Origin of the sequence: Nocardioides sp. CFH 31398 (assembly GCF_022436705.1) — a bacterium.
Classification (GTDB): Bacteria; Actinomycetota; Actinomycetes; order Propionibacteriales; family Nocardioidaceae; genus Nocardioides.
In genome coordinates, this window is record NZ_JAKUHT010000011.1 from 57,610 (window position 1) to 83,442 (window position 25,833).

General features: G+C 73.2%; 25 protein-coding genes. 19 read left to right on the top strand and 6 right to left on the bottom strand.

Translation table 11 applies throughout. From position 1 onward, the window contains the following. Window positions 1–30 precede the first annotated feature (30 nt). Entirely contained in the window at window positions 31–891 is an 861-nt protein-coding gene (locus MJ876_RS09960) for a PD-(D/E)XK nuclease family protein (protein ID WP_240236126.1), read from the bottom strand. A gap of 49 nt (window positions 892–940) precedes the next feature. Between MJ876_RS09960 and MJ876_RS09965 the strand changes: the two genes are divergently transcribed. The 3 genes from MJ876_RS09965 to arc all read left to right on the top strand — a co-directional run bounded on the left by MJ876_RS09965 (window position 941) and on the right by arc (window position 5,184). Next, complete coding sequence (locus MJ876_RS09965) at window positions 941–2,113, top strand: site-2 protease family protein (RefSeq protein WP_240236127.1); 1,173 nt, start codon at window positions 941–943, stop codon at window positions 2,111–2,113. A 10-nt stretch (window positions 2,114–2,123) separates the two neighbouring features. Beyond that, window positions 2,124–3,134, top strand: a complete 1,011-nt coding sequence (locus tag MJ876_RS09970) for a tRNA (adenine-N1)-methyltransferase (protein WP_240236128.1) — start codon at window positions 2,124–2,126, stop codon at window positions 3,132–3,134. A gap of 298 nt (window positions 3,135–3,432) precedes the next feature. Continuing rightward, window positions 3,433–5,184, top strand: a complete 1,752-nt coding sequence (gene arc / locus MJ876_RS09975; RefSeq protein WP_240236129.1) for a proteasome ATPase — start codon at window positions 3,433–3,435, stop codon at window positions 5,182–5,184. Window positions 5,185–5,355: 171 nt separating this feature from the next. On the opposite strand, the gene MJ876_RS09980 is transcribed toward arc, so the two are convergent. Then, the gene (locus MJ876_RS09980) at window positions 5,356–6,252 is read right to left on the bottom strand and encodes a sulfotransferase (RefSeq protein ID WP_240236130.1); all 897 of its coding nucleotides are present in this window, start codon (window positions 6,250–6,252) and stop codon (window positions 5,356–5,358) included. Window positions 6,253–6,381: 129 nt separating this feature from the next. On the opposite strand from MJ876_RS09980, the gene dop reads away from it, so the two are divergent. From dop to MJ876_RS10050, 14 genes are all read left to right on the top strand, one after another. Further along, window positions 6,382–7,890: a depupylase/deamidase Dop gene (gene dop, locus MJ876_RS09985; protein ID WP_275694765.1), complete on the top strand. Its 1,509-nt coding sequence runs from the start codon at window positions 6,382–6,384 to the stop codon at window positions 7,888–7,890. A gap of 118 nt (window positions 7,891–8,008) precedes the next feature. After that, window positions 8,009–8,212 (top strand): ubiquitin-like protein Pup, encoded by a 204-nt coding sequence (locus tag MJ876_RS09990; protein ID WP_240236131.1) that lies wholly within the window; start codon window positions 8,009–8,011, stop codon window positions 8,210–8,212. Next, a complete protein-coding gene (prcB, locus tag MJ876_RS09995) occupies window positions 8,209–9,048 on the top strand; it encodes a proteasome subunit beta (RefSeq protein WP_240236132.1) in 840 nt (279 codons plus the stop codon). The genes MJ876_RS09990 and prcB overlap by 4 nt, the downstream gene beginning before the upstream one ends. 10 nt (window positions 9,049–9,058) lie before the next feature. Continuing rightward, entirely contained in the window at window positions 9,059–9,946 is an 888-nt protein-coding gene (gene prcA / locus MJ876_RS10000; protein ID WP_240236133.1) for a proteasome subunit alpha, read from the top strand. 294 nt (window positions 9,947–10,240) lie between these two features. Then, window positions 10,241–11,203 carry a hypothetical protein gene (locus tag MJ876_RS10005; RefSeq protein WP_240236134.1) on the top strand — a complete coding sequence of 321 codons (963 nt, stop codon included), beginning with the start codon at window positions 10,241–10,243 and terminating at the stop codon, window positions 11,201–11,203. Between the two features lie 68 nt (window positions 11,204–11,271). Beyond that, on the top strand, window positions 11,272–12,633 hold the full coding sequence (gene pafA, locus MJ876_RS10010; protein WP_240236135.1) for a Pup--protein ligase: 1,362 nt from the start codon (window positions 11,272–11,274) through the stop codon (window positions 12,631–12,633). 140 nt (window positions 12,634–12,773) lie between these two features. Next, window positions 12,774–13,733, top strand: a complete 960-nt coding sequence (locus MJ876_RS22185; RefSeq protein ID WP_240236136.1) for an FKBP-type peptidyl-prolyl cis-trans isomerase — start codon at window positions 12,774–12,776, stop codon at window positions 13,731–13,733. 12 nt (window positions 13,734–13,745) lie between these two features. Further along, the gene (locus tag MJ876_RS10020; RefSeq protein WP_240236137.1) at window positions 13,746–14,741 is read left to right on the top strand and encodes a YafY family protein; all 996 of its coding nucleotides are present in this window, start codon (window positions 13,746–13,748) and stop codon (window positions 14,739–14,741) included. Continuing rightward, on the top strand, window positions 14,738–15,745 hold the full coding sequence (locus MJ876_RS22190) for a YafY family protein (RefSeq protein WP_240236138.1): 1,008 nt from the start codon (window positions 14,738–14,740) through the stop codon (window positions 15,743–15,745). The genes MJ876_RS10020 and MJ876_RS22190 overlap by 4 nt, the downstream gene beginning before the upstream one ends. 37 nt (window positions 15,746–15,782) lie before the next feature. Beyond that, window positions 15,783–16,052, top strand: coding sequence for a Sec-independent protein translocase subunit TatA (locus MJ876_RS10030; protein ID WP_240236139.1), 270 nt, complete (start codon window positions 15,783–15,785; stop codon window positions 16,050–16,052). 16 nt (window positions 16,053–16,068) lie between these two features. After that, window positions 16,069–16,926, top strand: coding sequence for a twin-arginine translocase subunit TatC (gene tatC, locus MJ876_RS10035; RefSeq protein WP_240236140.1), 858 nt, complete (start codon window positions 16,069–16,071; stop codon window positions 16,924–16,926). Next, entirely contained in the window at window positions 16,923–17,471 is a 549-nt protein-coding gene (locus MJ876_RS10040) for a hypothetical protein (RefSeq protein ID WP_240236141.1), read from the top strand. Before tatC ends, MJ876_RS10040 begins: the two co-directional genes overlap by 4 nt. A gap of 47 nt (window positions 17,472–17,518) precedes the next feature. Continuing rightward, a complete protein-coding gene (locus MJ876_RS10045; RefSeq protein ID WP_240236142.1) occupies window positions 17,519–18,391 on the top strand; it encodes a diacylglycerol kinase family protein in 873 nt (290 codons plus the stop codon). Further along, window positions 18,388–21,255, top strand: a complete 2,868-nt coding sequence (locus tag MJ876_RS10050) for an RNA helicase (RefSeq protein ID WP_240236143.1) — start codon at window positions 18,388–18,390, stop codon at window positions 21,253–21,255. Before MJ876_RS10045 ends, MJ876_RS10050 begins: the two co-directional genes overlap by 4 nt. Here MJ876_RS10050 and MJ876_RS10055 read toward each other — a convergent pair. Continuing rightward, entirely contained in the window at window positions 21,245–22,210 is a 966-nt protein-coding gene (locus MJ876_RS10055; RefSeq protein WP_240236144.1) for an NAD(P)/FAD-dependent oxidoreductase, read from the bottom strand. The two genes, MJ876_RS10050 and MJ876_RS10055, sit on opposite strands and share 11 nt — an antisense overlap. Window positions 22,211–22,277: 67 nt before the next feature. Here MJ876_RS10055 and MJ876_RS10060 point away from each other — a divergent pair, with 67 nt between their 5' ends. Then, window positions 22,278–22,868, top strand: a complete 591-nt coding sequence (locus MJ876_RS10060) for a helix-turn-helix domain-containing protein (protein WP_240236145.1) — start codon at window positions 22,278–22,280, stop codon at window positions 22,866–22,868. A gap of 41 nt (window positions 22,869–22,909) precedes the next feature. Here MJ876_RS10060 and MJ876_RS10065 read toward each other — a convergent pair whose 3' ends face one another. Together MJ876_RS10065 and MJ876_RS10070 are read right to left on the bottom strand one after the other, a co-directional pair. Next, complete coding sequence (locus MJ876_RS10065; protein WP_240236146.1) at window positions 22,910–23,563, bottom strand: SDR family oxidoreductase; 654 nt, start codon at window positions 23,561–23,563, stop codon at window positions 22,910–22,912. A 25-nt stretch (window positions 23,564–23,588) separates the two neighbouring features. After that, window positions 23,589–24,536 carry a 5'-3' exonuclease gene (locus tag MJ876_RS10070; RefSeq protein ID WP_240236147.1) on the bottom strand — a complete coding sequence of 316 codons (948 nt, stop codon included), beginning with the start codon at window positions 24,534–24,536 and terminating at the stop codon, window positions 23,589–23,591. Window positions 24,537–24,583: 47 nt separating this feature from the next. On the opposite strand from MJ876_RS10070, the gene MJ876_RS10075 reads away from it, so the two are divergent. Continuing rightward, the gene (locus MJ876_RS10075; RefSeq protein WP_240236148.1) at window positions 24,584–25,021 is read left to right on the top strand and encodes an Lrp/AsnC family transcriptional regulator; all 438 of its coding nucleotides are present in this window, start codon (window positions 24,584–24,586) and stop codon (window positions 25,019–25,021) included. A gap of 31 nt (window positions 25,022–25,052) precedes the next feature. Here the strand turns inward: MJ876_RS10075 and MJ876_RS10080 are convergent, their stop codons facing one another. Then, on the bottom strand, window positions 25,053–25,811 hold the full coding sequence (locus MJ876_RS10080; RefSeq protein ID WP_240236149.1) for a phosphatidylcholine/phosphatidylserine synthase: 759 nt from the start codon (window positions 25,809–25,811) through the stop codon (window positions 25,053–25,055). Window positions 25,812–25,833: the final 22 nt, after the last annotated feature.

Below are 25,833 nucleotides of genomic sequence, written 5' to 3' on the forward strand. Positions count from 1 at the left end.
GCGCGCCCGCCCAGGGCCGTCGAAGCGCGCTCAGGCCGGGTCGGCGGCGGGAGCGTCCGGCTGTTCGGCGGGGGCCGGGAGGGGCGGCGGGGTGCCGCCGTACGCCGGGCACAGGGCCTGGTGGGCGCACCAGTCGCACAGGCGTCCGGGGCTCGGCTGAAAGTCGCCGGTGGCCTCGGCGTGGCGGATGGCCGCCCAGATGGCCTCGACCTTGCGCTCGGTGGCGAGCAGGTCCTGCTCGTCGGGGACGTAGCGCAGCACCTCGCCGTTGCCCAGGTAGATCAGCTGCAGCATCGCCGGGACCCGGCCGCGGGTCCGCCACAGCACCAGGGCGTAGAACTTCAGCTGGAACAGCGCCTTCGCTTCGAACAGCTCGCTCGGGGCCCGCCCCGTCTTGTAGTCCACGATCCGCACCAGACCGTCGGGGGAGACGTCGACGCGGTCGACGAAACCGCGTAGCAGGAGCCGCGACTCGAGCACCGTCTCGACGTACAGCTCGCGGTCGGCCGGCTCGAGCCGACGCGGGTCCTCGAGGGTGAAGTAGGTGTCCAGCGCGTCCGCGCAGGTGCCCAGCCACCGCTCGAGCGGCTCGGCCACCGCGGTCGCCGCCTCCGGGTCGGCGTCGCACACGGTCTCCCACGCCGGCCGGAGGAGGCCGCGGGCCCGTTCCGGCGTCCGGTCGGCCGCCGGGAGGTCGAACAGCTCCTCCAGCACCCGGTGCACCACCGTGCCGCGCACCGCCTCCGGCGACGACGGCTCGGGGAGCCGGTCGATCGTGCGGAACCGGTACAGCAGCGGGCAGCTCGTGAAGTCCCCGGCCCGGCTCGGTGACAGCGAGCCCAGCACCTCCACGCCGTCCACCGGCGTCGAGAGCAGCTCCGTCGGACCCATGCCCCGACAGTAGGACAGCCCGCCGACAGTCCCCGGCTAGGCTCGAGGAGTGCCGGAGAACCGTCCCCACCCGCCCGGGACGATCCGGCTCGGCCGGATCGCCGGCAGCGACGTGCTCGTCTCCGGGTCCTGGTTCCTCGTCGCCGGTCTGATCGCCGTCCTGGTCGCGCCCCGCGCGGAGGTCGTGGCCCCCGGACTGGGCGTGTGGGCGTACGCCGTGGGCTTCGGCTTCGCCGTGCTGCTCTACGGCTCGGTCCTGCTGCACGAGGCGTCCCATGCGGTGGTGGCGCGGATGTTCGGGTTCCGGGTCAGCACCATCACCCTCCACTTCCTCGGCGGCGCGACCGCGATCGAGGGCGAGGCCCGCCGTCCCCGCCAGGAGTTCTGGATCGCCGTCGTCGGCCCCCTCACCTCCATCGGGGTGGGGCTCGCGTCGCTGGCGCTGCTGCCCGTCACGCCCGACGGTCTGCCCCGCCTCGCGGTCGAGGCACTGGCCGGGGCCAACCTGCTGGTCGGCGTCCTCAACCTCGTCCCCGGACTACCCCTGGACGGCGGCCGCGTGCTGAAGTCCGCCGTCTGGTCCCTCAGCGGGGACCAGCACCGCGCCACCCTCGTCGCCGGGTGGGGTGGCCGGGTCGTCGCCGTCCTCGTCCTGCTGTGGCCGGTCGCGCTCGAGCTCGGTCTCGGTCGCAGGCCGCAGCTCGTGGACTACGCCGTCGCCTTCATCGTCGCGGTGTTCCTGTGGACCGGCGCCGGCGCGTCCATCGCCTCGGCCCGCATCCGGCGCCGCCTCCCCGGCCTCGCCGTCCGCGGTCTGGCGCGGCGCTCGCTCTCGGTCCCCGCGGACCTCCCCGTCTCCGAGGCCGTACGGCGGGCGCACGAGGCCGAGGCCGGCGGCATCGTGACCCTCGGCCCGGACGGCGTCCCCGCCGGTCTGGTCAACGAGGCCGCACTGGCCGCCGTCCCGGAGGAGCGGCGTCCGTGGATGCCGATCTCGACCGTCGCCCGCAGCCTGTCCGAGCGCACCGCGCTGCCCGCCGACCTGGCCGGGGAGGGACTGATCGCGGCGCTGGGCCGCTCGCCCGCGCCGGAGTACCTCGTGGTCGAGGACGACGGACGCCTGCACGGCGTCCTCGTCACCGCCGACGTCGAACGTGCGTTCCGTCGCACCGACCGCCACCCCACCACCTCCCCGGGCAGGACGGCGGCGCCCGGCCACTAGCCTGCTGCGCATGCCCGAGCAGCCCGTCGACGTCCCCGATCCCACCGAGGACCCGGTCCGCTCCTCCAGCCCCGAGCCCGGCCTCGAGGCCGCGCCCGCCTGGGCCGGCGTACGTCGTGGCCCGCTGCAGGCGGGGGAGTGGATCCGCCTGGTCGACACCAAGGGCCGGCGCCACAACTTCGAGCTGACCCCCGGCAAGCGGTTCTTCTCCAACCGGGGTCACATCGAGCACGACGACCTCATCGGCCGCGAGGAGGGCTTCGCGGTCACGTCGTCGGTGGGCGGCGAGTACGTCGTGTTCCGCCCGCTGCTCAGCGAGTTCGTGGTGTCCATGCCGCGCGGCGCGGCCGTGGTCTACCCGAAGGACAGCGCCCAGATTGTGGCCATGATGGACGTGTTCCCCGGCGCGCACGTCGTCGAGGCCGGCGTCGGCTCCGGGGCGCTGACCTGCTCGCTGCTGCGGGCCGTCGGACCCGACGGCAGGGTCGTGTCGTGGGAGCGGCGCGAGGAGTTCGCCGACGTGGCCCGCCGCAACGTCACCCAGTTCTTCGGCGGCGACCACCCCGCGTGGGACCTCCGCGTCGGCGACCTCGCCGAGGGGCTCCGCGAGTCGGGGACCCGCGCGGACCGCGTCGTCCTGGACATGCTCGCGCCGTGGGAGTGCGTCGACGAGGTGGCCGACGCGCTGCTGCCGGGCGGGATTGTGTGCGCATACGTCGCCACCACCACCCAGCTGTCCCGCATCACCGAGACGCTGCGCGCCCACGGCGGCTTCACCGAGCCACGGGCCTGGGAGTCGCTGGTGCGTGACTGGCACGTCGAGGGCCTCGCCGTCCGCCCCGGCCACTCCATGACCGGGCACACGGCCTTCCTGGTCACCGCCCGCCGGATGGCCCCCGGCGAGCGCGCGCCCGCCAAGAAGCGTCGTCCCGCCCCCGGCGCCTACGGCGAGGACTACTCCGGCCCCCGCCCGCCCGACCTCGCCCCCCAGGTCACCACCGAGGCGTACGACCCGCGCTGACCCTCGCTCCACCCGGTCGCCGGCCGTCGCCGTCACCCCGGCGTTGCTCCGGAGCTGCGCCGATTCGTGCGAAACGGCGGCCCGGACGGCCCGGACGACGCCGTTTCTGCCGAAACGGTGTTGCTTCGGCCGCGTCCTGGGCACCTCCAGCACCCCGCCCGACACCGCGCCGGCGCCGGGTGCGCGCCGGCCGTGTGACGAGTTGGTGACGACCCGGCGTGTGAGACGTCCAACGTCTTGGCAACCGGGGATGGGGCAGTAATGTCCAGAGCAAGCGGACCTACCGGAGGTGGTCGTCGTGCCCGAGCAGCCTGAAGCCCAGACCGCGGCGGAGCTGCGCCGTCAGGTCGCCTACCTCGAGGCCGAGGTGGGGGACCTGCGCCGCCGCCAGTCGTCCGGCCGCACGTCGGGGTCGACGTCCGGTCTCGAGGCGCGGTTGGCCGACACCGAGCGCTCGCTGGCGTCGGTGTCCTCCCAGAACGAGCGACTGGCCTCCACCCTGCGCGAGGCGCGGGACCAGATCACGAAGCTGAAGGAGGAGGTCGACCGGCTCGCACAGCCGCCGGCCGGCTTCGGCACCGTGCTGGACCGCAACGACGACGACACCGTCGACGTGTTCACCGGCGGCCGCAAGCTCCGGGTGAACGTCAGCCCCAACGTGGAGCTCGACGACCTGCGCCGCGGCCAGGAGGTCCTGCTCAACGAGGCCCTGAACATCGTGGCCGCGTTCCACTACGAGCAGGTCGGCGAGGTCGTCATGCTCAAGGAGGCGCTGGCCGACGGCGAGCGGGTCCTGGTCATCGCGAACGCCGACGAGGAGCGCGTCGTCCGGTTGGCCGAGCCGTTGCGCGGTCCCGACGTGACGCTGCGCGCCGGGGACTCGCTGCTGCTCGACACCCGCTCCGGCTACGTCTACGAGGTCGTCCCGAAGTCCGAGGTCGAGGAGCTGGTCCTCGAGGAGGTCCCGGACATCGCCTACGAGTCCATCGGTGGTCTCGTCGGTCAGATCGAGCAGATCCGGGACGCCGTCGAGCTGCCCTACCTGCACCCGGAGATGTTCGTCGAGCACGAGCTCAAGCCGCCGAAGGGCGTCCTGCTGTACGGCCCGCCCGGCTGCGGCAAGACCCTCATCGCGAAGGCCGTCGCGAACAGCCTCGCGAAGAAGGTGGCCGCCCGCACGGGCCAGGAGGGCAAGTCCTACTTCCTGAACATCAAGGGCCCCGAGCTGCTCAACAAGTACGTCGGGGAGACCGAGCGCCACATCCGGCTCGTGTTCCAGCGGGCCCGGGAGAAGGCGTCGATGGGCACGCCCGTCATCGTGTTCTTCGACGAGATGGACTCGCTGTTCCGCACCCGCGGCTCCGGGGTCTCCTCGGACGTCGAGAACACGATCGTCCCGCAGCTGCTGAGCGAGATCGACGGCGTCGAGACGCTGGAGAACGTCCTGGTCATCGGTGCCTCGAACCGCGAGGACATGATCGACCCCGCGATCCTGCGCCCCGGCCGCCTCGACGTGAAGATCAAGATCGAGCGCCCGGACGCCGAGTCGGCACGCGACATCTTCTCGAAGTACCTGACCCCCCGCCTCCCGCTGCACGCCGACGACCTGGGTGAGTTCGGCGGCGACCGCGTCGCGTGCGTCGACGGCATGATCCGGGCGACCGTCGAGCGGATGTACACCGAGACTGACGAGAACCGGTTCCTCGAGGTCACCTACGCCAACGGGGACAAGGAGATCCTGTACTTCAAGGACTTCAACTCCGGCGCGATGATCCAGAACATCGTCGACCGGGCGAAGAAGATGGCGATCAAGGACCTCCTCGACCACGATCAGAAGGGCCTGCGGGTCCAGCACCTGCTCCAGGCCTGCGTCGACGAGTTCAAGGAGAACGAGGACCTCCCGAACACGACCAACCCCGACGACTGGGCCCGCATCTCCGGCAAGAAGGGCGAGCGGATCGTCTTCATCCGCACCCTCATCACCGGCAAGCAGGGCACCGAGCCCGGCCGCTCCATCGACACGGTCTCCAACACCGGCCAGTACCTCTGAGTCCGGCGCCGGGCGGCCCCGGCGGCGCCGTTTCCGCGTAAACGGCAGTCGCCGGGCGCCCCGGCACGCCGTTCCGCACGAATCGGTGCCCCGGGGGCTGCCCCGAGGGGCCGCGCCTCGGTCGGTAGGGCCTCGAGGCGCCGGCCGGAGGTCGTTCGGCCGTCGAGCCGCTCAGTAGGAGTGTGGGCGGGCCATCGTCGAGCGGACGGCGTCGACGTCGAAGTCCTCGCCCAGCCATCGGAACAGACCCTCGAGCACCTGCGGGTCGGCCACCCAGTCGTCGTAGTGCACCCGGTACGCCGCGTCGCCGAGCTCGTCGGCCAGGGCGAGCAGGTCTGCCTCCGTGCGCTCGAGCAGGGCCCGCGACTCCGGGTCCTTGCCCCACCACTTGCTGACGGAGACCGCGTCGAGGTTGCGGGTGTTGACGATGAACCGGGCGCCGGGGAACACCTCCCGCAGCCACGCGACGTACCCCGGAGTGTCCGGCTCGTCCCAGCGGATCTCCTTGAAACCGGTCACCCGTGTGCCCGGCTCGGGACGCAGCAGCGAGTCGAGCGCCAGCTTGCGCTCGGCGAGGCGGGTGCGCCGGCTGGGCAGCTGATCCATGCCGAAGAACGGGTGGGTGGCGTCGTTGCCGTCCTCGATGCCCTTGCGGCGACGCTCGCGACGCTGGTTGCGGCGAACCTTGTGCACGGCTGCGTCGAACGCCCAGACGTGCCGCAGCGTCTGCCGATTCTCACCACGGATCAAGTAGCCCGGGATGGCGTTGAGGATGCCCTGGAGCAGGGTCGAACCACTGCGGCCGTACGTGACGATGAAGACGTAGCCGAGGTCGTCGCGGACCTCCAGGCGCCCCACCTTGGCCCGCAGGGTCCGGGTCCGCTTCTCCAGCCGGGCCACCCGGGCGCGTGCCCGCTCGCGCTGCTGCTCGGCGGCCTCGGCGCGCGCGCGGGTCCGGGTCAGCTCCTCGCGGAGGGCCTCGACCTCGCTGCGACGGGCAGGGACCACGCCACGCAGACCGCTGCGGGTGCGCCGCGCGACGCGCCGCGGCAGGTCGTCTCGTGTCACGGCGGCGAGTCTCCCACGCGCCGTTCGTGCCGAATCGGCGCAGTCGCGCCCGCCTCGGCCCCTCCTCGGTCCCTCCTCGGGCCCCGCCGGCGCGCACCGCACCCGCCTGCACCCGCGTAGGCTCGCCGCATGAGCGTGCGACGGGTGATGGGGACCGAGGTCGAGTACGGCATCACCGTCTCGGGTCAGCCGCACGCGAACCCGATGCTCGCCTCGTCGCAGGTCGTGAACGCCTACGCGTCGGCGTCCGCCAGGGCGCGGCGGGCGCGGTGGGACTTCGAGGAGGAGTCCCCGCTGCGCGACGCCCGCGGCTTCGACATGAGCCGGCAGGTCGCCGACGCCTCGCAGCTGACCGACGAGGACCTCGGTCTCGCCAACATCATCCTCACTAACGGCGCCCGGCTGTACGTCGACCACGCGCACCCCGAGTACTCGACGCCCGAGGTGACGACCCCGCTCGACATCGTGAAGTGGGACAAGGCCGGCGAGCTGGTGATGCTGGACGCCGCCCGCCGGGCGGCCCAGCTGCCGGGTGGCGCGCCGATCGTCCTCTACAAGAACAACACCGACAACAAAGGCGCGTCGTACGGCGCCCACGAGAACTACCTGATGCGCCGCTCGACCCCGTTCGCGGAGATCGTCCGGCACCTCACGCCGTTCTTCGTGTCCCGCCAGGTGGTCTGCGGCGCCGGCCGGGTCGGCATCGGCCAGGACGGCCGCGACCACGGTTTCCAGATCAGCCAGCGCGCGGACTTCTTCGAGGTCGAGGTGGGGCTCGAGACCACCCTGAAGCGGCCGATCATCAACACCCGCGACGAGCCGCACGCCGACCCGGATCGCTACCGCCGCCTCCACGTGATCATCGGCGACGCGAACCTCGCCGAGACCTCGACCTACCTCAAGGTCGGCACGACCGCCCTCGTCCTGGCGATGATCGAGGACCGCTGGCTGGACGGCGACCTGACCGTCGCCACGCCCGTCGCTGCGCTGCGCGACGTGTCCCACGACCCGACCCTGCGCCACCTGCTGCGCCTCGCCGACGGGCGGCGGCTGACCGGGCTGCAGCTGCAGATGGAGTACCTCGACCTCGCCCGCAAGTACGTCGAGGACCGCCTCGGCTCGGACGCCGACCCGCAGACCGTCGACGTCCTCTCGACCTGGGAGTCCGTGCTGACCAGGCTCGAGCAGGACCCCATGCAGCTCGCCGGCGAGCTCGACTGGGTGGCCAAGCTCCGGCTGCTCGAGCAGTACCGCTCCCGCGACGGTCTCGGCTGGGACGACGCCAAGCTGGCCCTCGTCGACCTGCAGTACGCCGACACGCGGCCCGAGAAGGGGCTGTACCACCGGCTGGTGGCGGGGGGCCGGATGCGCCGTTTGCTGCGAAACGGTGAGGAGGAGGTCGCCATGCACGAGCCGCCGACCGACACCCGCGCCTACTTCCGCGGCCGGTGCCTGGAGAAGTACGCCGACCAGGTGGCTGCCGCGTCGTGGGACTCGGTCATCTTCGACCTCCCCGGACGCGACTCGCTGCAGCGCGTGCCGACCACGGACCCGCTGCGCGGCAGCAAGGCCCACGTGGGCGACCTGCTGGACCGTTGCGACGACGCCCAGCAGCTGGTCGACGCCCTCACGGGTTGATCCGCCACGCCGGTCCGTCAGGCGAGGTCGCGCGGTCGGTGTCGGTCCGTCGCGCTAGGTTGGCGACGTGGTCGCGGGCATGCCGCCCCGGCCGTCCGACGGGTGAAGGAGGTGTGCCGTGGCCCAGGAGCACAAGCAGCCCCGCAGGTCCTCGCAGACCGAGGAGACGACGGAGGAGACCGCCGAGGTCTCGACCGAGGCCGCCGAGCGCAAGGACGCCCTCGACGACGACGTCGACAGCATCCTGGACGAGATCGACGAGGTGCTGGAGTCCAACGCGGAGGACTTCGTGAAGTCGTTCATCCAGAAGGGCGGCGAATGACCGCCGACGGACCCCGCCTGCCCGCCGCGTACCTCGCGCCCGGAGGCTCGTCGTTCACCGACTTCCTCGCCTCCCAGGCACCCGACCTGCTCCCGAGCGCCCGCGCGGTCCCGGCCGGCGCGGTCGGGGACACGCTCACCCCGCACGCGACCACCATCGTCGCGGCGACCTTCCCCGGCGGCGTCGTGGTCGCCGGTGACCGTCGCGCCACGATGGGCAACATCATCGCGCAGCGCGACATCGAGAAGGTCTTCCCCGCCGACGAGTACTCCGCGGTCGGCATCGCCGGCGCCGCCGGCATCGCGGTCGAGATGACGCGGCTCTTCCAGACCGAGCTCGAGCACTACGAGAAGATCGAGGGCGTCACGCTGTCGATGGACGGCAAGGCCAACCGCCTGGCAGCCCTGATCCGCGGCAACCTCGGGCTCGCCATGCAGGGCCTCGCCGTCGTGCCGCTGTTCGCCGGGTACGACACGGACGCCGGCATCGGCCGGATCTTCTCCTACGACGCGACCGGCGGGCGGTACGAGGAGACCGCGTTCCACTCGACCGGCTCCGGGTCGGTGTTCGCCCGCGGCGCCCTGAAGAAGCTGTACCGCGAGGACCTGACCGAGGGCGAGTGCGTCCTGGCGACCGTGCAGGCGTTGTACGACGCCGCAGACGACGACTCCGCCACCGGCGGGCCCGACCTCGCCCGACGGATCTTCCCCGTCGTCCACGTCATCACCGCGGACGGCGGACGCCGTCTGCCCGACGCCGACGTCGCGCAGGTCGCCGACACGGTCATCGCCGCGCGGATGCAGCGACCCGACGGCCCGGCCGCCGCCCTGAGCTGAGGATCTCCCCATGAGCACCCCGTTCTACGTCTCGCCCGAGCAGCTGATGAAGGACCGGGCGGACTTCGCCCGCAAGGGCATCGCCCGCGGCCGGTCCGTGGTGGCCGTGCAGTACGCCGACGGCGTCTTGTTCGTTTCAGAGAACCCGTCCCAGGCCTTGCACAAGGTGTCCGAGATCTACGACCGGATCGCGTTCGCCGCGGTCGGCCGCTACAACGAGTTCGAGAACCTCCGCATCGCCGGCGTCCGGCTGGCCGACATGCGCGGCTTCTCCTACGACCGCCGCGACGTCACGGGACGTGGCCTCGCCAACGCCTACGCGCAGACCCTCGGCACGATCTTCTCCTCGGGCGGCGAGAAGCCGTACGAGGTGGAGCTGTTCGTCGCCGAGATCGGCGCCTCCGCCGAGGACGACCAGGTTTACCGCCTGACGTACGACGGCCAGGTGGCCGACGAGCACGGGTACGCCGTGATGGGTGGGGCCGCGGACGTCGTCGCGTCGGCCCTGGCGGCCTCCTACCAGCCCGGGTCGGACCTCCGGACCGCGCTGCGGCTCGCCGTCTCGGCCCTGGGTCACTCCGAGACCGGTGACCGGGTCGTGCCGGTGGAGGACCTCGAGGTCGCCGTCCTCGACCGGACCCGGACGCGGGCGCGCAAGTTCTCCCGGCTGCGCCCCTCGCGCCTGACCGAGCTGCTGGGGGACCGGGACTCCGGGCCGACCCCGGACACCGCGGGGGACACCGAGGGGGACACCGGGTCGGGGGCTGCACCCGCTGCCGGCGGGAGCGACGAAGCCCCGACGTCACCCGGCACGGACGCCGGCACCTCGTCCGCCCCCGAGCCGACGCCGTACCCCGTCTCCGACGACGACCCTCCGCCCGTCGCCCCGCCCGCCTGAGCCACCGCGCCGTCCCGACCAGGCGCTACCCGCTCCTGGCCCCGGCCGCAGCGGTCGGCCGCGGGGCCCTCGGCGACCGGGAAGCGGCGCCGTTTGGCACAACACGGCGCTGGAAGCGGCCGGAAATGCGCCGATTCGGCAGAAACGGCACCTCACGGTGCCGCTGGCCGACGCCGACCGACGGGGGCCCTGAACGGGACAGAATCTGTCCACAGGTGCCGGACGTACCCGGTTGCCCACAGGCCCGGGACAGTGCTGTTCCGTGGCGGCTGGATCGGGTCGAGGCTCCGTGGCATGACTCTCGAAGCGACCCCGATCCGGGGCAACATCAGGTCCCCCCAGTTCCGCCGGGTCAGCCACGGGTTGTTCCTGGAGATCGCCACCGGCCTCAGCGAGGACGCGGAGTGGCGTCGCGACCTCGGCGCGTGGCGGTACGTGCTGGCCGGCAGCGCCATGTTCACCGGCCTCACCGGGGCGCGGCTGGCGGGGTGGGCGCTGCCGGTCGTGTCCCGGGACTGGACGCCGATCTTCGTGGCCGTCTCCGCGCCCGACCCGACCGTGCGCCGAGCGGGCCTGGTGGTCAGCCAGTTCCGCCGAGGCCCCGACCACCGGCCCTGGATCGTCGACGGCCTGCCCCTGGACCATCCCGAGGAGATCCTGCTGCGCTGCGCCCGAGACCTCGACCTCATCGACCTCGTGGTGCTGGTCGAGTCCGCGCTGCGCGCGAGGGACGTCACCTACCGCGCGCTGCACCGCATCACCGAGACCCGCCGGCCGGGTGTGCGGCTGCTCCGCCGGGCCGTCGAGCTGGCCGAGCCACGCAGCGAGTCCCCGATGGAGACGGTGCTGCGGCTGCTCCTGTGGTGCGCCGGCGTCCCGGTCGACGTCCAGTCGCCACTGGTCGACCCCGACGGCCGCGAGCTCGGGCGGGCCGACCTGCGGGTACGAGGCACGAACCTGCTGGTCGAGTACGACGGCGGCGAGCACCGCGACCCGGCCCGCCACGCCGCCGACATCCGCCGGGAACGCCTGATCGGGGACCTCGACCTCCGACGGCGCGCCTACACCCTGCCGGAGCTCACGCAACGACCAGCGGTGGTGATGGCCGAGCTGGACCGGATCCTCGGCCGGACGCCGCGTCCCCGCCGCCTCGCCCGGTGGCGGGGGCTGGTGACCGGCTCGACGTACGACCCCGCCGGGCGCCGTCGGGTGCGCTCGCGGTGGGCGGTGGCCATGGGGACGATCACCCGCTGGTGAACCGACGCACGTCGGCCCACGGCTCGTCGCGGGCCCCGCGGTCGGGTGTGCCGGACTAGGGTGCAGACGTGGACCGGCGGATCTTCGGCATCGAGAACGAGTACGGCGTGACGTGCACGTTCCGGGGGCAGCGCAGGTTGAGCCCCGACGAGGTGGCGCGCTACCTGTTCCGCAAGGTCGTCAGCTGGGGCCGCAGCAGCAACGTGTTCCTCCGCAACGGGGCCCGGCTGTACCTGGACGTCGGCTCCCACCCCGAGTACGCCACCCCCGAGTGCGACGACGTGGTCGACCTCGTCACCCACGACAAGGCGGGGGAGCGGGTCCTGGAGGGTCTGCTGCTCGACGCGGAGCAGCGGCTGCACGACGAGGGCATCGCCGGCGACATCTACCTGTTCAAGAACAACACGGACTCCGCGGGGAACTCCTACGGCTGCCACGAGAACTACCTGGTCACCCGGTCCGGCGAGTTCGGACGGCTGGCGGACGTCCTGATCCCCTTCCTGGTCACCCGCCAGATCGTGGTGGGCGCCGGCAAGGTCACCCAGACCCCGCGCGGGGCGAGCTTCAGCGTCAGCCAGCGTGCCGAGCACATCTGGGAGGGCGTCTCCAGCGCCACGACCCGCAGCCGCCCGATCATCAACACCCGCGACGAGCCGCACGCGGACGCCGAGCGCTACCGCCGCCTGCACGTCATCGTCGGCGACTCGAACATGAGCGAGACGACCACGATGCTCAAGGTCGCCAGCTGCGACCTCGTGCTGCGGATGATCGAGGAGGGCGTCGTGATGCGCGACCTCACCCTCGAGAACCCGATTCGGGCGATTCGGGAGATCTCCCACGACATCACCGGACGCCGACGGGTCCCGCTGGCCAACGGACGTGAGGCGAGCGCGCTGGAGATCCAGGGGGAGTACCTGGCGAAGGCGCAGGAGTTCGTCGACCGCCGCGGCCTGCGGACGCCGGTCATCGACCGCAGCCTGGACCTGTGGGAGCGGGGCCTGAAGGCCGTCGAGTCCGACGACCTGGGACTGGTCGACACCGAGCTCGACTGGGTCATCAAGTGGAAGCTCATCGACGCCTACCGCGCCAAGCACGGGCTGCCCCTGGGCCACGCCCGGGTGGCGCAGCTGGACCTCGCCTACCACGACATCCACCGCGACCGTGGGCTCTACTACCTGCTGGAGAAGCGCGGCAAGGTGCAGCGCGTGACCAGCGACCTGAAGATCTTCGAGGCGAAGTCGCTGCCCCCGCAGACGACCCGGGCCAAGCTGCGGGGCGAGTTCATCCGCCGCGCCCAGGAGCGTCGACGCGACTTCACCGTCGACTGGGTGCACCTGAAGCTGAACGACCAGGCGCAGCGCACCGTCCTGTGCAAGGACCCGTTCCGTGCCAGCGACGAGCGGGTGCAGCGCCTCATCGACGGCATGTGAGCAGCCGCCCGCCGTACGCCCCCGGCCTCGTCGACACACGCCGTGGGGGACCTCCGCGGCGGCTGGGCGGCCCGGTTAGGGTGACCGGCGTGCGTCGAGCAACCCGTACCACCACCCGTCGAGCGCTGGCCGTCCCTGCCGTGACCGCCCTCGTCCTGGGTCTCGCGGCCTGTGGCGAGGACGAGTCCGAGGGCGCCGAGCAGACCGGTGCCGGCCTCGACTCCATCACCATCTCCGACAACGTGGGCCGCGCCCCCGAGGTCGAGTGGGACGGCAGGGTCGCGGTGGACGAGACCGAGTCCGAGACCATCGTCGAGGGCGACGGGCCCGAGATCCCGGCCGACGCCGGGGTGATGGCGCAGATCCTCATCGGCAACGGCTACTCCGAGAACACGGTGCTGAGCACCTGGGACTCCCAGCCGCCGACGCCTCAGATCTTCACGCCCTCCGGGGACCTTCCGGCGGGGATCGTCCGTGCCTTCGAGGGCACGACGATCGGCAGCCGGACGGCGGTCGTCTCCCCGCCGGAGGACGCTTTCGGCGAGCTCGGCAACCCCCAGCTCGGCATCGGCAACGCCGACAGCGTCCTGTTCGTCATGGACTCCGTCGGCGTCGTGCAGCCCTCCGTCAGCGAGGAGGCACGGACCCCGCCGCGCGGTACGCCCCGGGTGGTCGAGGACGAGAGCGGCGCCGTGACCAAGCTGGACTTCTCGAACGCGGCGCAGCCGACGGGCGAGCTCGAGGTCACGGTCCTGAACGAGGGCAACGGCCCGCGGGTCCAGGCCGACGACTTCGTCGCGGTGACCTACCTGGGCCAGACCTTCGACGGCCGACAGCCGTTCGACCAGAACTTCACCGCCCCCAAGCCCGACCCGAACAACCCGACCGCGGCCCCCGCCGAGGCCGGCCCCGCCGTCTTCAGCCTCGACGGTGTCGTCGAGGGGTGGAAGCGGGGGCTCACCGGCATCCCGACCCGCAGCCGCGTGCTGCTGGAGATCCCGCCGGACCTCGGCTACGGCGAGCAGGGCCAGCCGCCGGACATCCAGGGCGACGACACGCTGTACTTCGTGATCGACGTCCTCGGCACCAGCACGGCCTGAGCACGGAGCGGCATGGCGACGGACAAGAGCGAGCGGCTCCTCAACCTGCTCATCATGCTGCTGGTCACCCGCCACTGGATCCCGAAGAGCCGCATCCGCGACGTCCTGTACGCCGATTCGTCCGAAACGGCGTTCGAGAAGATGTTCGAGCGGGACAAGGAGGAGCTCCGCAGCATCGGGGTCCCCGTCGAGGTGGGTGCGATGGACGCCTACTTCGACGACGAGGTCGGCTACCGGGTCCGCCCGGAGCAGTTCGCGCTGCCGGAGGTGACGCTGACCGCGGAGGAGGCGTCGGTGGTGGCGCTCGCCGGCCGGGCGTGGGACAACGCCCGGCTCGCCGACCACACGACCCGGGCGCTGGCGACCCTGACGGCGGCCGGGGTGGAGCTTGACCGCTCGGCGCTCGACCTGGTCGAGCCGCGGCTGCGGGCCGAGGAGCCGTCGTTCGAGGCCTTCTGGACGGCGGTCACCGAGGGGCGTCCGGTGCGGTTCGCCTACCGCCGGCGTCCGGCCGAGCCGACCGCCACCCGGCGGCTGGAGCCGTGGGGGGTCGTCCGGTCGTCGGGGCGCTGGTACGTCGCGGGGTACGACCGCGACCGTGCCGAGCCGCGTGTCTTCCGCCTCAGTCGCGTCGTCGGGGAGGTCGCCGCCGACGGTGAGCCGGGCGAGGTCGTCGTGCCCCCGGGCACCGAGGTGGGCCAGCTGACGCGCAACCTGGTCCGGGACACCCCCGGGGTGGCCGCCTCCGTGCTGGTGCGGACCGGCACCGGCCACGGCCTGCGCCGCGCGGCGCGGACCGTCGACTCCGGCGTCCACGGGCCCGACGGCACGCCCGGCTGGGACCGGCTCGAGCTGCCCGACTCCGGCTCCGAAGTCGCCGACGAGGTCCTGGCCCACGGCGCCGACGCCTACGTCGAGGGGCCTGCCGTTCTGCGCGAATCGGTGCGCGCACGCGTGCAGGCCGCGCTGTCCGCGGCGGGCGGGGCCGGGGCGGAGGAGCAGGCGTGAGCGCGACGAGCAGCAGGACGCCGGCGCAGCCGGCGCTCGACCAGGTCGGGCGGCTGCTGCGGCTGGTGCCCTACCTCAACAACCGCGGCTCGGTGCCGCTGGACCGCGCCGCGGCCGACCTGGGCGTGAGCCGCCGGCAGCTCGACAAGGACCTGCGGGTGCTGTTCATGTGCGGCCTGCCCGGGGGTTACCCCGACGACCTGATCGACGTCGACCTGGACGCCCTCGAGCAGGAGGGTGTCGTCCGGGTCTCCAACGCCGACTACCTGTCACGGCCCCTGCGCCTGCAGGCGACCGAGGCCGCGGCGCTGGTGGTGGCGCTCCGTTCGCTGCGCACCGACGCCGACGACGAGACCCGCGAGGTGCTGGACCGGGTGCTGGCCAAGCTCGAGGTGGCGGCCGGGGGAGTGGCGCAGCTGGTCGACGCCGGCGCCGACCCCGCCGCGGGCCTGAGCGAGACCCGCGCGACCGTCCGCCGGGCCATCGACGAGGGCCGGCAGCTGCGCCTGACCTACCTGGTCCCCGCGCGGGACGAGGAGTCCGACCGGGTCGTCGACCCCGACACGCTGGTCACCGAGCAGGGCCACGATTACCTGGGGGCGTGGTGCCACCGCGCCGAGGCCCCCCGCTGGTTCCGGCTCGACCGCATCAGCCGGGCCGACGTCCTGGACACGCCGGTCGAGCACCCCGACCAGGGCCCCCGTCCGCCGCAGGCACCGGGCTCCGGGCTGTTCGAGCCTCCGGCGGACGCGCTGCGGGTGACGCTCCGCCTCGCCCCGGAGGCGCGGTGGGTCCCGGAGTACTACCAGGTGGACGAGGTCAGGCCCCTGCCCGACGGCGGTCTCGAGGTCGACCTGGCCGTCGCCGACGAGCGGTGGCTGCGCCGTACCCTGCTGCGGCTCGCGCCGGCGGCGACCGTCGTCCGCCCCGCAGAGTTCACCCAGATGTTCACCGCCGACCTGGCATCCGTGGCGGGCCTCTACGACGAACACCACGTAGAGTGACGAAGGCCCGTCCCCCCGCGATCCAGAGGAGCACGTGATGTTCGGACTCGGCACCATGGAACTGGTGCTCATCTTCGGCGTGATCATCCTGCTGTTCGGCGCCGCGAAGCTCCCGGACCTCGCCCGGGGCACCGGTCGTGCCCTGCGCATCTTCAAGACCGAGACCAAGGGTCTGATGGACAGCGACGACGACGGCGTCAAGGACAGCGACAAGCACCCCGCCGAGAAGGAGATCGAGGCCCGCAACGCGGCCGCCACCGAGGCGGACATCCGGGCCACGCGCGAGCACCGCGACTCCACCAGCTGAGCCGAGCACCGTCACGATGGCTCTCTCCGTCCCCCTCGGGGGCGTCGCCAACCTGCTCCGCGGCCGGCCCCACCACCCGGTCGGCCCCGACGGGCAGATGGCGCTCTCGGACCACCTGCGCGAGTTGCGCGCCCGGATCCTCAAGGCGACGCTGGCGCTCATCGTGGTCTTCGTCGCCGCGCTGTTCTTCTACGAGCAGCTGCTCTCGCTCGTGCTCGGACCGTACGAGCAGGCCCAGCGCGCCCTGGACGCCGAGGGCGTCAGCACCACCCCGACGATCGGGCGCGTCACCGGTCCGCTGCTGCTGCAGCTGAAGATGGCCGGCGTCGCCGCGGTGGTCATCACCTCGCCGTACTGGCTCTACCAGCTGTGGGCCTTCATCGTCCCCGGCCTGCACGCCCGCGAGAAGCTGTGGACCCGGGTGTTCGCGGCCGTCGCGGGTCCGCTGTTCATCGCGGGCGTGGCCACGGCGTACTACGTGCTGCCGGTCGGCATCGAGGTCCTCATCGGCTTCACCCCGGGCCAGCTGATCAGCCTGGTGGACTTCGGGGAGTACTTCAGCTTCTTCACCCGGATGCTGCTGGTGTTCGGCGTCGCCTTCGAGATCCCGCTGTTCGTGATCATGCTGAACCTCGCGGGCGTGGTCAGCGGCAAGCAGATCGGCAAGTACCGGCCGTGGATCATCATCGGCACGTTCATCTTCGCCGCCGTCGCCACGCCGTCCACCGACCCGTTCTCGATGCTGATGCTCGCGCTGCCGATGCTGGTGCTGTTCGTCATCGCGGAGATCATCGCCCGGTTCGTGGACCGGGTGCGTGCCCGCCGGTCCTCCGGCACCGACCAGTGGGCCGACGACGAGCTGTCGCCCCTGTGAGGGCCCTGGACCCGCCGCCGCCCCTCACCCCGCTGGACCCCTTCGACCTCCCCGAGTGGCTCGGCACCGAGGCCGTGACCTGGCGCGCCGAGGACTCCGTCCGCGCCGGCCACCTCGTCCGCGGCCGCATCGGCCCGGCTCAGGACGGCGTCGAGGGGGCCTCGGCACGCCGTTTCGGCGGAAACGGCGACGCCGCGGGCCTCCCGCACGACCGATTCGGCAGAAACGGCGACCCGGGCGACCCGGGCGACCCGGGCGCGGAGGGTGAGGGCGCGGGCGAGGTGGGGCTGGCGTGCGACCTGTTGGCCGTGGACGACGCGCACCCGCGGGTGGTGGCGGACGAGGACGTGCGGCGGGCGGCGCACATGGCGTGGCGGCACGGGCAGGTCCACCTGGTGCAGCGGGAGGGACGGGCGACGCTGGCGTGCCCGGGCTCGGCGTTCACCGCGGACGGCGTCCTCGACGCCGTGGAGCGGATGGCCCGGGCGGTGGGGGCCGACCCGCGGCGCTGGGAGGTCCGCCTCCTGCTCGGCGGACGCCACTGACCTCGGGCGTCCCCGGCCGGAGGGCCGGGGCCCACTAGGGTCGCGGTGTGTCCCGCACGATCGCCCTCCTGGCGAACCCGTCGGCCGGGGGTGGGCGCGCCGTGGCGGCGCGCGAGGTCGCGGCCGCGCGGTTGCGCGACGCCGGGTACCTCTGCCGTCCGCTGACCGGCGCCGACGCGGTGGAGACGACGCACCTGGCTCGTCGGGCGGTGGCCGACGAGGTGGACGTGCTCGTCGCGGTCGGTGGCGACGGGACCGTGCACGCCGCCGTGCAGGCCCTCGCCGGGACGGCGGTGCCGCTGGGGGTGGTGCCCTGCGGCACCGGCAACGACGTGGCCCGCTACCTCGGCATCCCGCGCGACGACCCGGCCGCGGCCGCCGACCGCGTCGTCGCCTCCCGTCGGCGGCGGATCGACCTCGCCCGCAGCGGCGCCACCTGGTTCGTGACGGTGCTGGCCGCCGGGTTCGACGCGGTCGTCAACGAGCGCGCGAACGGCATGGCGTGGCCGCGGGGGCGGTCCCGCTACACGCTCGCCACGCTGGCCGAGCTGCGGACGTTCACCCCGCGCGACTACGTGCTCGACCTCGACGGGGCGGCCCGCCGCACCCCGGCGATGCTCGTCGCCGTCGGCAACGGCCCCTCGTTCGGCGGTGGCCTGCGGATCACCGAGGGCGCCGTCCTGGACGACGGCCTGCTGGACGTCGTCGTCATCCGTCCGATGAGCCGGCCCGAGCTGGTCCGGACCTACCCGAGGCTGTACCGGGGCACCCACACGAGCCACCCGGCGTACGAGCGGCACCGGGTCCGGCGCGTGACCTTGGCGGCACCGGGCATCGTGGCCTACGCGGACGGTGAACGGTTCGGTCCACTGCCGCTGACGGTCGAGTGCGTCCCCGGGGCGCTGGAGGTAGTGGCATGAGGAGCGCGGACGCGCGCGAGCCGGAGGGCCGGGACGGCGCCGGCGCCGGCGCCGGCGAGGACACCCTGAGCCCGGCCGAGCGGTACGCCGCGAGCCGGCGCCGCGCGAAGCACCCGGTGCTCGTCGACTTCGAGGCGCACTACCCCTTCGGCCTGGACGAGTTCCAGCTCGAGGCGTGCCGCGACCTCGAGGACGGGCGGGGGGTCCTGGTGGCCGCGCCCACCGGTTCGGGCAAGACGGTGGTCGGGGAGTTCGCCTGCCACCTCGCCCTGGCCGGTGGACGCAAGTGCTTCTACACGACGCCGATCAAGGCGCTGAGCAACCAGAAGCACGCCGACCTCGTGCGGCGCTACGGCGCCGACCAGGTGGGGCTGCTGACCGGCGACCACGCCGTCAACGGCGACGCGCCCATCGTCGTCATGACGACCGAGGTCCTGCGCAACATGCTGTACGCCGGGTCCGGGACGCTCACCGACCTCGGCTACGTCGTCATGGACGAGGTGCACTACCTCGCCGACCGCATGCGCGGCGCGGTGTGGGAGGAGGTCATCATCCACCTCCCCGACTCGGTGTCGCTGGTCTCGCTGTCCGCGACCGTGTCCAACGCCGAGGAGCTCGGTGAGTGGCTGGAGACGGTGCGCGGCGACACCTCGACGATCGTCGAGGAGAGGCGGCCGGTGCCGCTGTTCCAGCACGTCATGGTCGGACGCCGCCTCCACGACCTGTTCGCGGACTCCGACGTGGACGCCCGCGCCGGCTTCGTCCGCGAGGGCGCCAAGGTCAACTCCGAGCTGCTGCGCGTGGCCCGCGACGACATGGTCTCGAGCCGGGTGAAGGACCGCCGCTCGCCCAAGGGCGCTCGCAGCGGCCGCGGCCGGGGCGGGCCCGCCGGACGCGGGTCGGGCCCCCGGCAGGTCGGCAACGGCCGCCGCGTGTGGATCCCCAGCCGCCCGGAGGTGCTCACCCGCCTCGACCGCGACGGCCTGCTGCCCGCGATCGTGTTCGTGTTCAGCCGCGCCGGTTGCGCCGCGGCCGTCGAGCAGTGCCTGGACGCCGACCTGCGGCTGACCACCCCGGCCGAGCGCGACTCGATCCTCGCGTTCGTCGAGGAGCGGTGCCGCCACCTGCCCGACGAGGACCGCCGCGTCCTGGGCTACGCCCGCTTCGCCGAGGGCCTGTCGCGCGGCATCGCCTCGCACCACGCCGGGATGCTGCCGACCTTCAAGGAGTGCGTGGAGGAGCTGTTCGTCCAGGGTCTGGTCAAGGCGGTCTTCGCCACCGAGACCCTCGCGCTGGGCATCAACATGCCCGCCCGCACCGTGGTCATCGAGAAGCTCAGCAAGTGGAACGGCGAGACCCACGCCGACATCACGCCGGGGGAGTACACCCAGCTCACCGGCCGCGCGGGGCGCCGCGGCCTGGACGTCGAGGGCCACGCCGTCGTCCTGTGGCAGCCGGGCATCGACCCCGCGGCCGTCGCCGGCCTCGCCTCCACCCGGACCTATCCGCTGCGGTCGAGCTTCCGCCCGTCGTACAACATGGCGGTCAACCTGGTCGCCCAGGTCGGGCGGGAGCGCTCGCGGGACCTCCTCGAGCAGTCCTTCGCGCAGTTCCAGGCCGACGCCTCGGTCGTCGGCCTCGCCGCGCAGCTGAGGAAGGCGGAGGACGCCCTCGCCGGGTACGCCGAGGCCGCCACCTGCGACCGCGGTGACTTCATGGCGTACGCCGCGCTGCGCCGACAGATCTCCCAGGTCGAGAAGAACGCCGCGAAGGCCCGCCGCATGGACCTGCGCGACGAGGCGGGCGACGCGCTGGCCCGGCTGCGCCGCGGCGACGTCGTCGCCGTGCCGGCGGGGAAGTTCGCCGGGTGGGTGGTGGTCGTGGACCCCGGCACCGACGGCCGCGAGCCGCGACCCCTCGTCGTCACCGAGGGCCGCCAGGCGCGCCGCCTGAGCCTGCTGGACTTCCCGACCCCGGTGACCCCGGTGACGACCATGAAGATCCCGCGGACCTTCGACGGTCGCAACCCGCAGCAGCGCCGCGACCTCGCCTCCGCGCTGCACCTGCGGACCCGGGACCTCGACCGGCCCTCCCGCGGCTCGCGGGGCTCCGTCGGGCTGCCGTCGGCGGTCGAGACGGAGATCGCGGCGCTGCGCGGGCAGCTCGCCGCGCACCCGTGCCACCACTGCCCCGATCGTGAGGACCACGCCCGCTGGGCCGATCGCTGGCACCGGCTGCACGCCGACGCCGAGACGCTGCGGCAGCGGGTGGAGCGTCGTACGCACACCGTGGCCCGCTCCTTCGACCGCGTCTGCCAGGTCCTCGACGAGCTCGACTACCTCGAGGGCGACACGGTCACCGACCGTGGCCGGCGGCTGCGTCGCCTGCACGGCGAGATGGACCTGGTCGCGGCGGAGGCGCTGCGGCGGGGCCTGTGGGACGGCCTGGACGCCTCCGAGCTGGCCGCCGCGGTCTCCGTGCTCGTCTACGAGGCCCGGCGTCCCGAGGACGCCGCCGAGCCGCGCCTGCCGCGCGGCCCGGTGGTCGGGGCGATCCAGCAGACGGTCCGGCTGTGGCGCGAGCTGGACACCCTCGAGAAGGACCACCGCCTCGACTACCTCCGCGCGCCGGACCTGGGCTTCGCGTGGGCCGCCTGGCGGTGGGCCGAGGGCGGGGAGCTGGACGACGTCCTCGCCGGCACCGACCTGGCTGCGGGTGACTTCGTCCGGTGGGTGCGTCAGCTGCTCGACCTCATCGACCAGGTCGCCGCGGCCGCCGGGGGCGGCCCCCTGCGCACGGTGGCGCGGGAGGCCGGCACCCGGCTGCGTCGCGGCGTGGTGGCCTACTCGAGCCTCACGGAGTAGCAGCCCGGGCGGCCAGCCGCGCGGCGAGGTCGGCCTGGATCAGGTCGCCGTGCAGCGCCGCCCCGGCCATGACCCCAGCGGCCGCGGAGGCCCCCACCTGGGCCATGAGGTCGGTGACGTTGCCGGCCAGCCGCAGGAGCGGCATCGACGTGCTCCCCGCCATCTCCGACGGGTAGTGCACACCTGCGCCCGACGGGTGGTCCACCGCCTCCAGCCCCAGGTCCGCCAGGACCGGGGACGCCGCCACCAGCCGCGAGGCGACCACGACGGCGTCGAGGTCGACCACGGTGCCGTCGGCGAGCCGGACGCCCGTGAGGGGCCCGCCGTCCTCGCCGACCACCGCGACGACCTCGCCGTCGGCGACGTCGACCCCCATCGCGTCGAGGCTCGCCCGGTCCTCCGACGACGGCGGTGCGGTGTGGGCCAGCACGGTGACCCGGTCGGACAGCTGCCCGAACAGCAGCGCCTGGTGGGTGGTCATCGGCCCGGTCGACAGCACGCCGATCCGCTGGTCCCGCACCTCCCAGCCGTGGCAGAACGGGCAGTGCAGCACCTCGTGGCCCCACCGATCGGCGAGGCCGGGGACGTCCGGCAGCTCGTCGGTCAGGCCCGAGGTGACCAGCAGGCCCCGGGAGGCGACCTCCCGCCCGCTGGCGAGGGTGACCACGAACCCGTCGTCGGACCGCCGGGCGCCGACGGCCTCGTCGTGGGTCAGGTGGCCGCCGTACGACGCGAGCTCGTCGCGCCCGGTCGCCAGCAGCTCGGTGGGCTTCACCCCCTCCCGGCCCAGGAGGTTGTGCGCGCCCTCGGCGGGAGCGTTGCGCGGCCGCCCGGCGTCCACCACCAGCACCCGGCGTCGCGACCTCGCCATCGCGATCGCCCCGCTCAGCCCGGCGGGGCCGCCCCCGACCACCACGGCGTCGTACGTCTCCACCACGTCCTCGTTCGTCTCCATGACCACGAGACTGCAGCGTCCGCCGGAGATTGACAAACATCCTTGCCGATCCGGCAAACTGGAGGGCGTGGACGTCGAGTCGGTGCTGGAGGCGGTGGGCCCGCGGTTGCGGACCCTGCGGGGCGAGCAGGGGGTGACGCTGGCGGGCCTGGCCGAGCAGACGGGCATCTCGGTCAGCACGCTGTCGCGCCTGGAGTCGGGTGGGCGCAAGCCGACCCTCGAGCTGCTGCTGCCGATCGCCCGCGCCTACGGGATGGCCCTCGACGAGCTGCTGGAGACGACGACCGCGACCGACCCCCGTGTGCCGCAGCGCGCGGTCACGAACGGGCCGCTGACGATGATCCCGCTCTCACGCCGCGCGGGAGGGCTGCAGGCGTACAAGATGATCCTCGCGCCGGGGTCGCAGCGCCGTGAGCCGGACCCGCGGACCCACGAGGGCTACGAGTGGCTCTACGTGCTCGACGGCCGCCTACGGATGGTGCTGGGCGACCACGACATCGTGCTCGAGCCCGGCGAGGTCGCCGAGTTCGACACCCGCCTGCCGCACTGGTTCGGCGGCGCCGACGGGCACCGCGTCGAGATGCTGTCGATCTTCAGCCGGGAGGGCGAGAAGATGCACGTCCGAGCTGCTTCCACGAGGAACGAGCAGAAGCGCTAGCCGGCGGGGCGTCGCCCGCCGCGGGCCAGGGCCGAGCGGCCTCAGGAGCTGCGGATCGCCGCCAGGACGGGCGTCTGCCCCGCCACCAGCTCCCACTGCTTGCCGATCGTGGCCTCCTCGTCGAGGCAGGCGGCCACGACGGCGGCGACGTCGGCGCGCGGGATGGAGCCGCGGTCGAGCGTCGGCGCGAGGGCCACCATGCCCGTGCCGGGCTCGTCGACGAGACCCCCGGGGCGCAGGATCGTCCAGTCCAGCCCGGACTCGCGGAGGGCCGCGTCGGCGTCGCGCTTCGCCGCGACGTACGCCTGCCACACCTCGCCGGCGTCGTCGGCGACGGGCTCGTCGACGCCGATGGCGGAGATCTGCACGAACCGGGAGATCCCGGCCTGCTGGGCGCCCTCGACGGACTTCAGCGAGCCCTCGAGGTCGACGGTGCGCTTGCGCTCGACGTCGCCGTCCGGCCCGCCGCCCGCGGCGAACACGACTGCGGAGCAGCCCTCGAAGGCGGCGGCGAAGGCGGCGGCGTCGTCCGACTCGATGTCGAGGAGGCGGACCTCCGCCCCGGCGGCCTCGAGGTCGGCGCGGTAGTCCTCGTTGCGCACGAGGGCGACCGGGGTGTGACCGGCCTCGACCAGGAAGGGGTGCAGGTGACGGGCGACCTGCCCGTGGCCTCCGACGACGGCGATGTTCGACATGCCCGCCACGCTACCGGCGGGCACCTCAGGTCCGGGGCCGCTCCGGGGGAGCCTCGCCGCGCAGGACGGCGAGCAGTCGCTCCGCCGAGCTGCCGAGCCCCCACCGCTCGGTGAGCGCCGCGAAGCCGTCGGGGTCGGCGGGCGCCGACGGCAGCGTCAGGTCGTGGTGGGCGAGGTCCAGGTCGCGACGGACGGCGACGACCCGCGGCGCCACGGCCAGGTAGTCGGTGGCCGTGCGGACCTTCCCGCGGGGTCCCGGCCCGAGGTCGGACGACGGGTCCTCGACGGCCGCGAGGATCCCGTCCAGGTCACCGAAGCGGCCCAGCAGGGTCGCGGCGGTCTTGTCGCCGACCCCGGCCACCCCGGGCAGGCCGTCGGACGAGTCGCCCCGCAGCGTCGCGAAGTCGGCGTACTGCGCGGCGTGCACGCCGTAGCGCTCGACGACCCAGGCGTCGTCGACCCGGTCGTGGCGCCCGACCCCGCGCGCCGTGTAGAGCACCCGCACCTCGGCGGCGTCGTCGACGAGCTGGAACAGGTCGCGGTCGCCCGTGACGACGTCGACGGGCATCCCCGCGCCGGTGGCCAGGGTGCCGATGACGTCGTCGGCCTCCATCTCGGCGTGCCCGACGACAGCGATCCCCAGCGCCTCGAGGACCTGCCGGATCACGGGCACCTGTACCTGGAGCGGGTCCGGCACCTCCTCGACGTCGGGGTCGGAGACGACCTCCTCGACCACCCGGTGCGCCTTGTACGACGGCAGGAGGTCGACGCGCCACTGGGGTCGCCAGTCGTCGTCCCAGCAGCACGCGAGGTGCGTGGGCTGGTACTCCCCGACCAGCCGGGTGATGAAGTCCATGAGCCCGCGCACCGCGTTCACGGGGCTGCCGTCGGGCGCCGTGACGGAGTCGGGGACGCCGAAGAACGCACGGAAGTACAGGCTGGCGGTGTCGAGCAGCATCAGGCGTCCCGTCATGCGCGCAGTCTCCCACCGCGTGTCGTGCCGCCGCCTAGGGTGAGCGAGTGGAGGACATCGACCGCACGATCCTGCGGCTGCTGGGTGACGACGGGCGCATGTCGTTCACCGACCTGGGCCGCGCGACCGGGCTGTCGACCTCCGCGGTGCACCAGCGGGTCAAGCGCCTCGAGCAGCGTGGCCTGATCACCGGCTACGGCGCGCGGGTGGACCACGCGGCGGCGGGCCTCCCGCTCACCGCGTTCGTGTCGATCCGGCCGACCGACCCCGCGGCCCCCGACGACGCGCCCGAGCGCCTCGCGCACCTCACCGAGATCGAGTCGTGCTGGTCGGTGGCGGGGGAGGAGTCCTACATCCTCAAGGTGCGGGTGGGCACGCCCGTGGACCTCGAGGACCTGCTGGCCCGCATCCGCGCGTCCGCGGGGGTCTCCACCCGGACGACGATCGTTCTGTCCACGCCGTACGAGGGCCGCCCGGTCGGCTGACGCCCGGTCGAGGGCACTCAGTCCAGCGCGCTCAGTCGAGCGCAGCGCGGCGGTGCGGGGCGCGCACCGTCATCCACAGGCTCGCGCCCACGTAGTAGACGACGTACGCGAGCGACACCGTCACCACCGCCGGGTGCGGCTCCGGGTACTGCACGAGCATCAGCGCGTAGGTCACGAGCCACGCGCCCGCCAGGACCAGGTTGAGCACCCGGTGGACCTTGGTCTTCGACGGGTAGAGGTACTTCACCGGCACGAACACCAGCACGGCGCAGACGAGCAGGATGGTCGCCACGACGGCGTCCGACAGCCCGAGCACGATCACGTACAACGCCACCACGTTCCAGTAGCTCGGGAAGCCGAGGAAGCAGTTGTCGTCGGTCTTCGCGTCGACCCGGCAGAACTGGTAGCTCGAGGCGAGCAGCGGCGCCACCGCGAGCACGGCGCCGAGCGTCCCGTCCGGCAGGTAGCCGCCGTTCCAGAGCATGAAGACGGGCACGAAGCAGTAGGTGATGTAGTCGACGATGTCGTCGAGGCGGGCGCCGTCGAAGCCCGGGATCGTCTGTGAGACCCGCAACCGGCGGGCCAGCAGGCCGTCGGTGCCGTCGACCACGAGGGCGGCGAACAGCAGCCACAGCGCGAGGACCTCGTTGCCCGCCACCGTGGCGACGAGGGCGCCGAAGGCGATCGCGGTGCCGCTGGCGGTGTAGGTGTGGAGCATCCAGCCTGCGGCGCGCAGCGGCCGGGACGCCGGGGACGACGAGGACGCCTCGGCGGCGGTGACTGCGGTCATGGCGTGGACCTCTCCTGTGCCC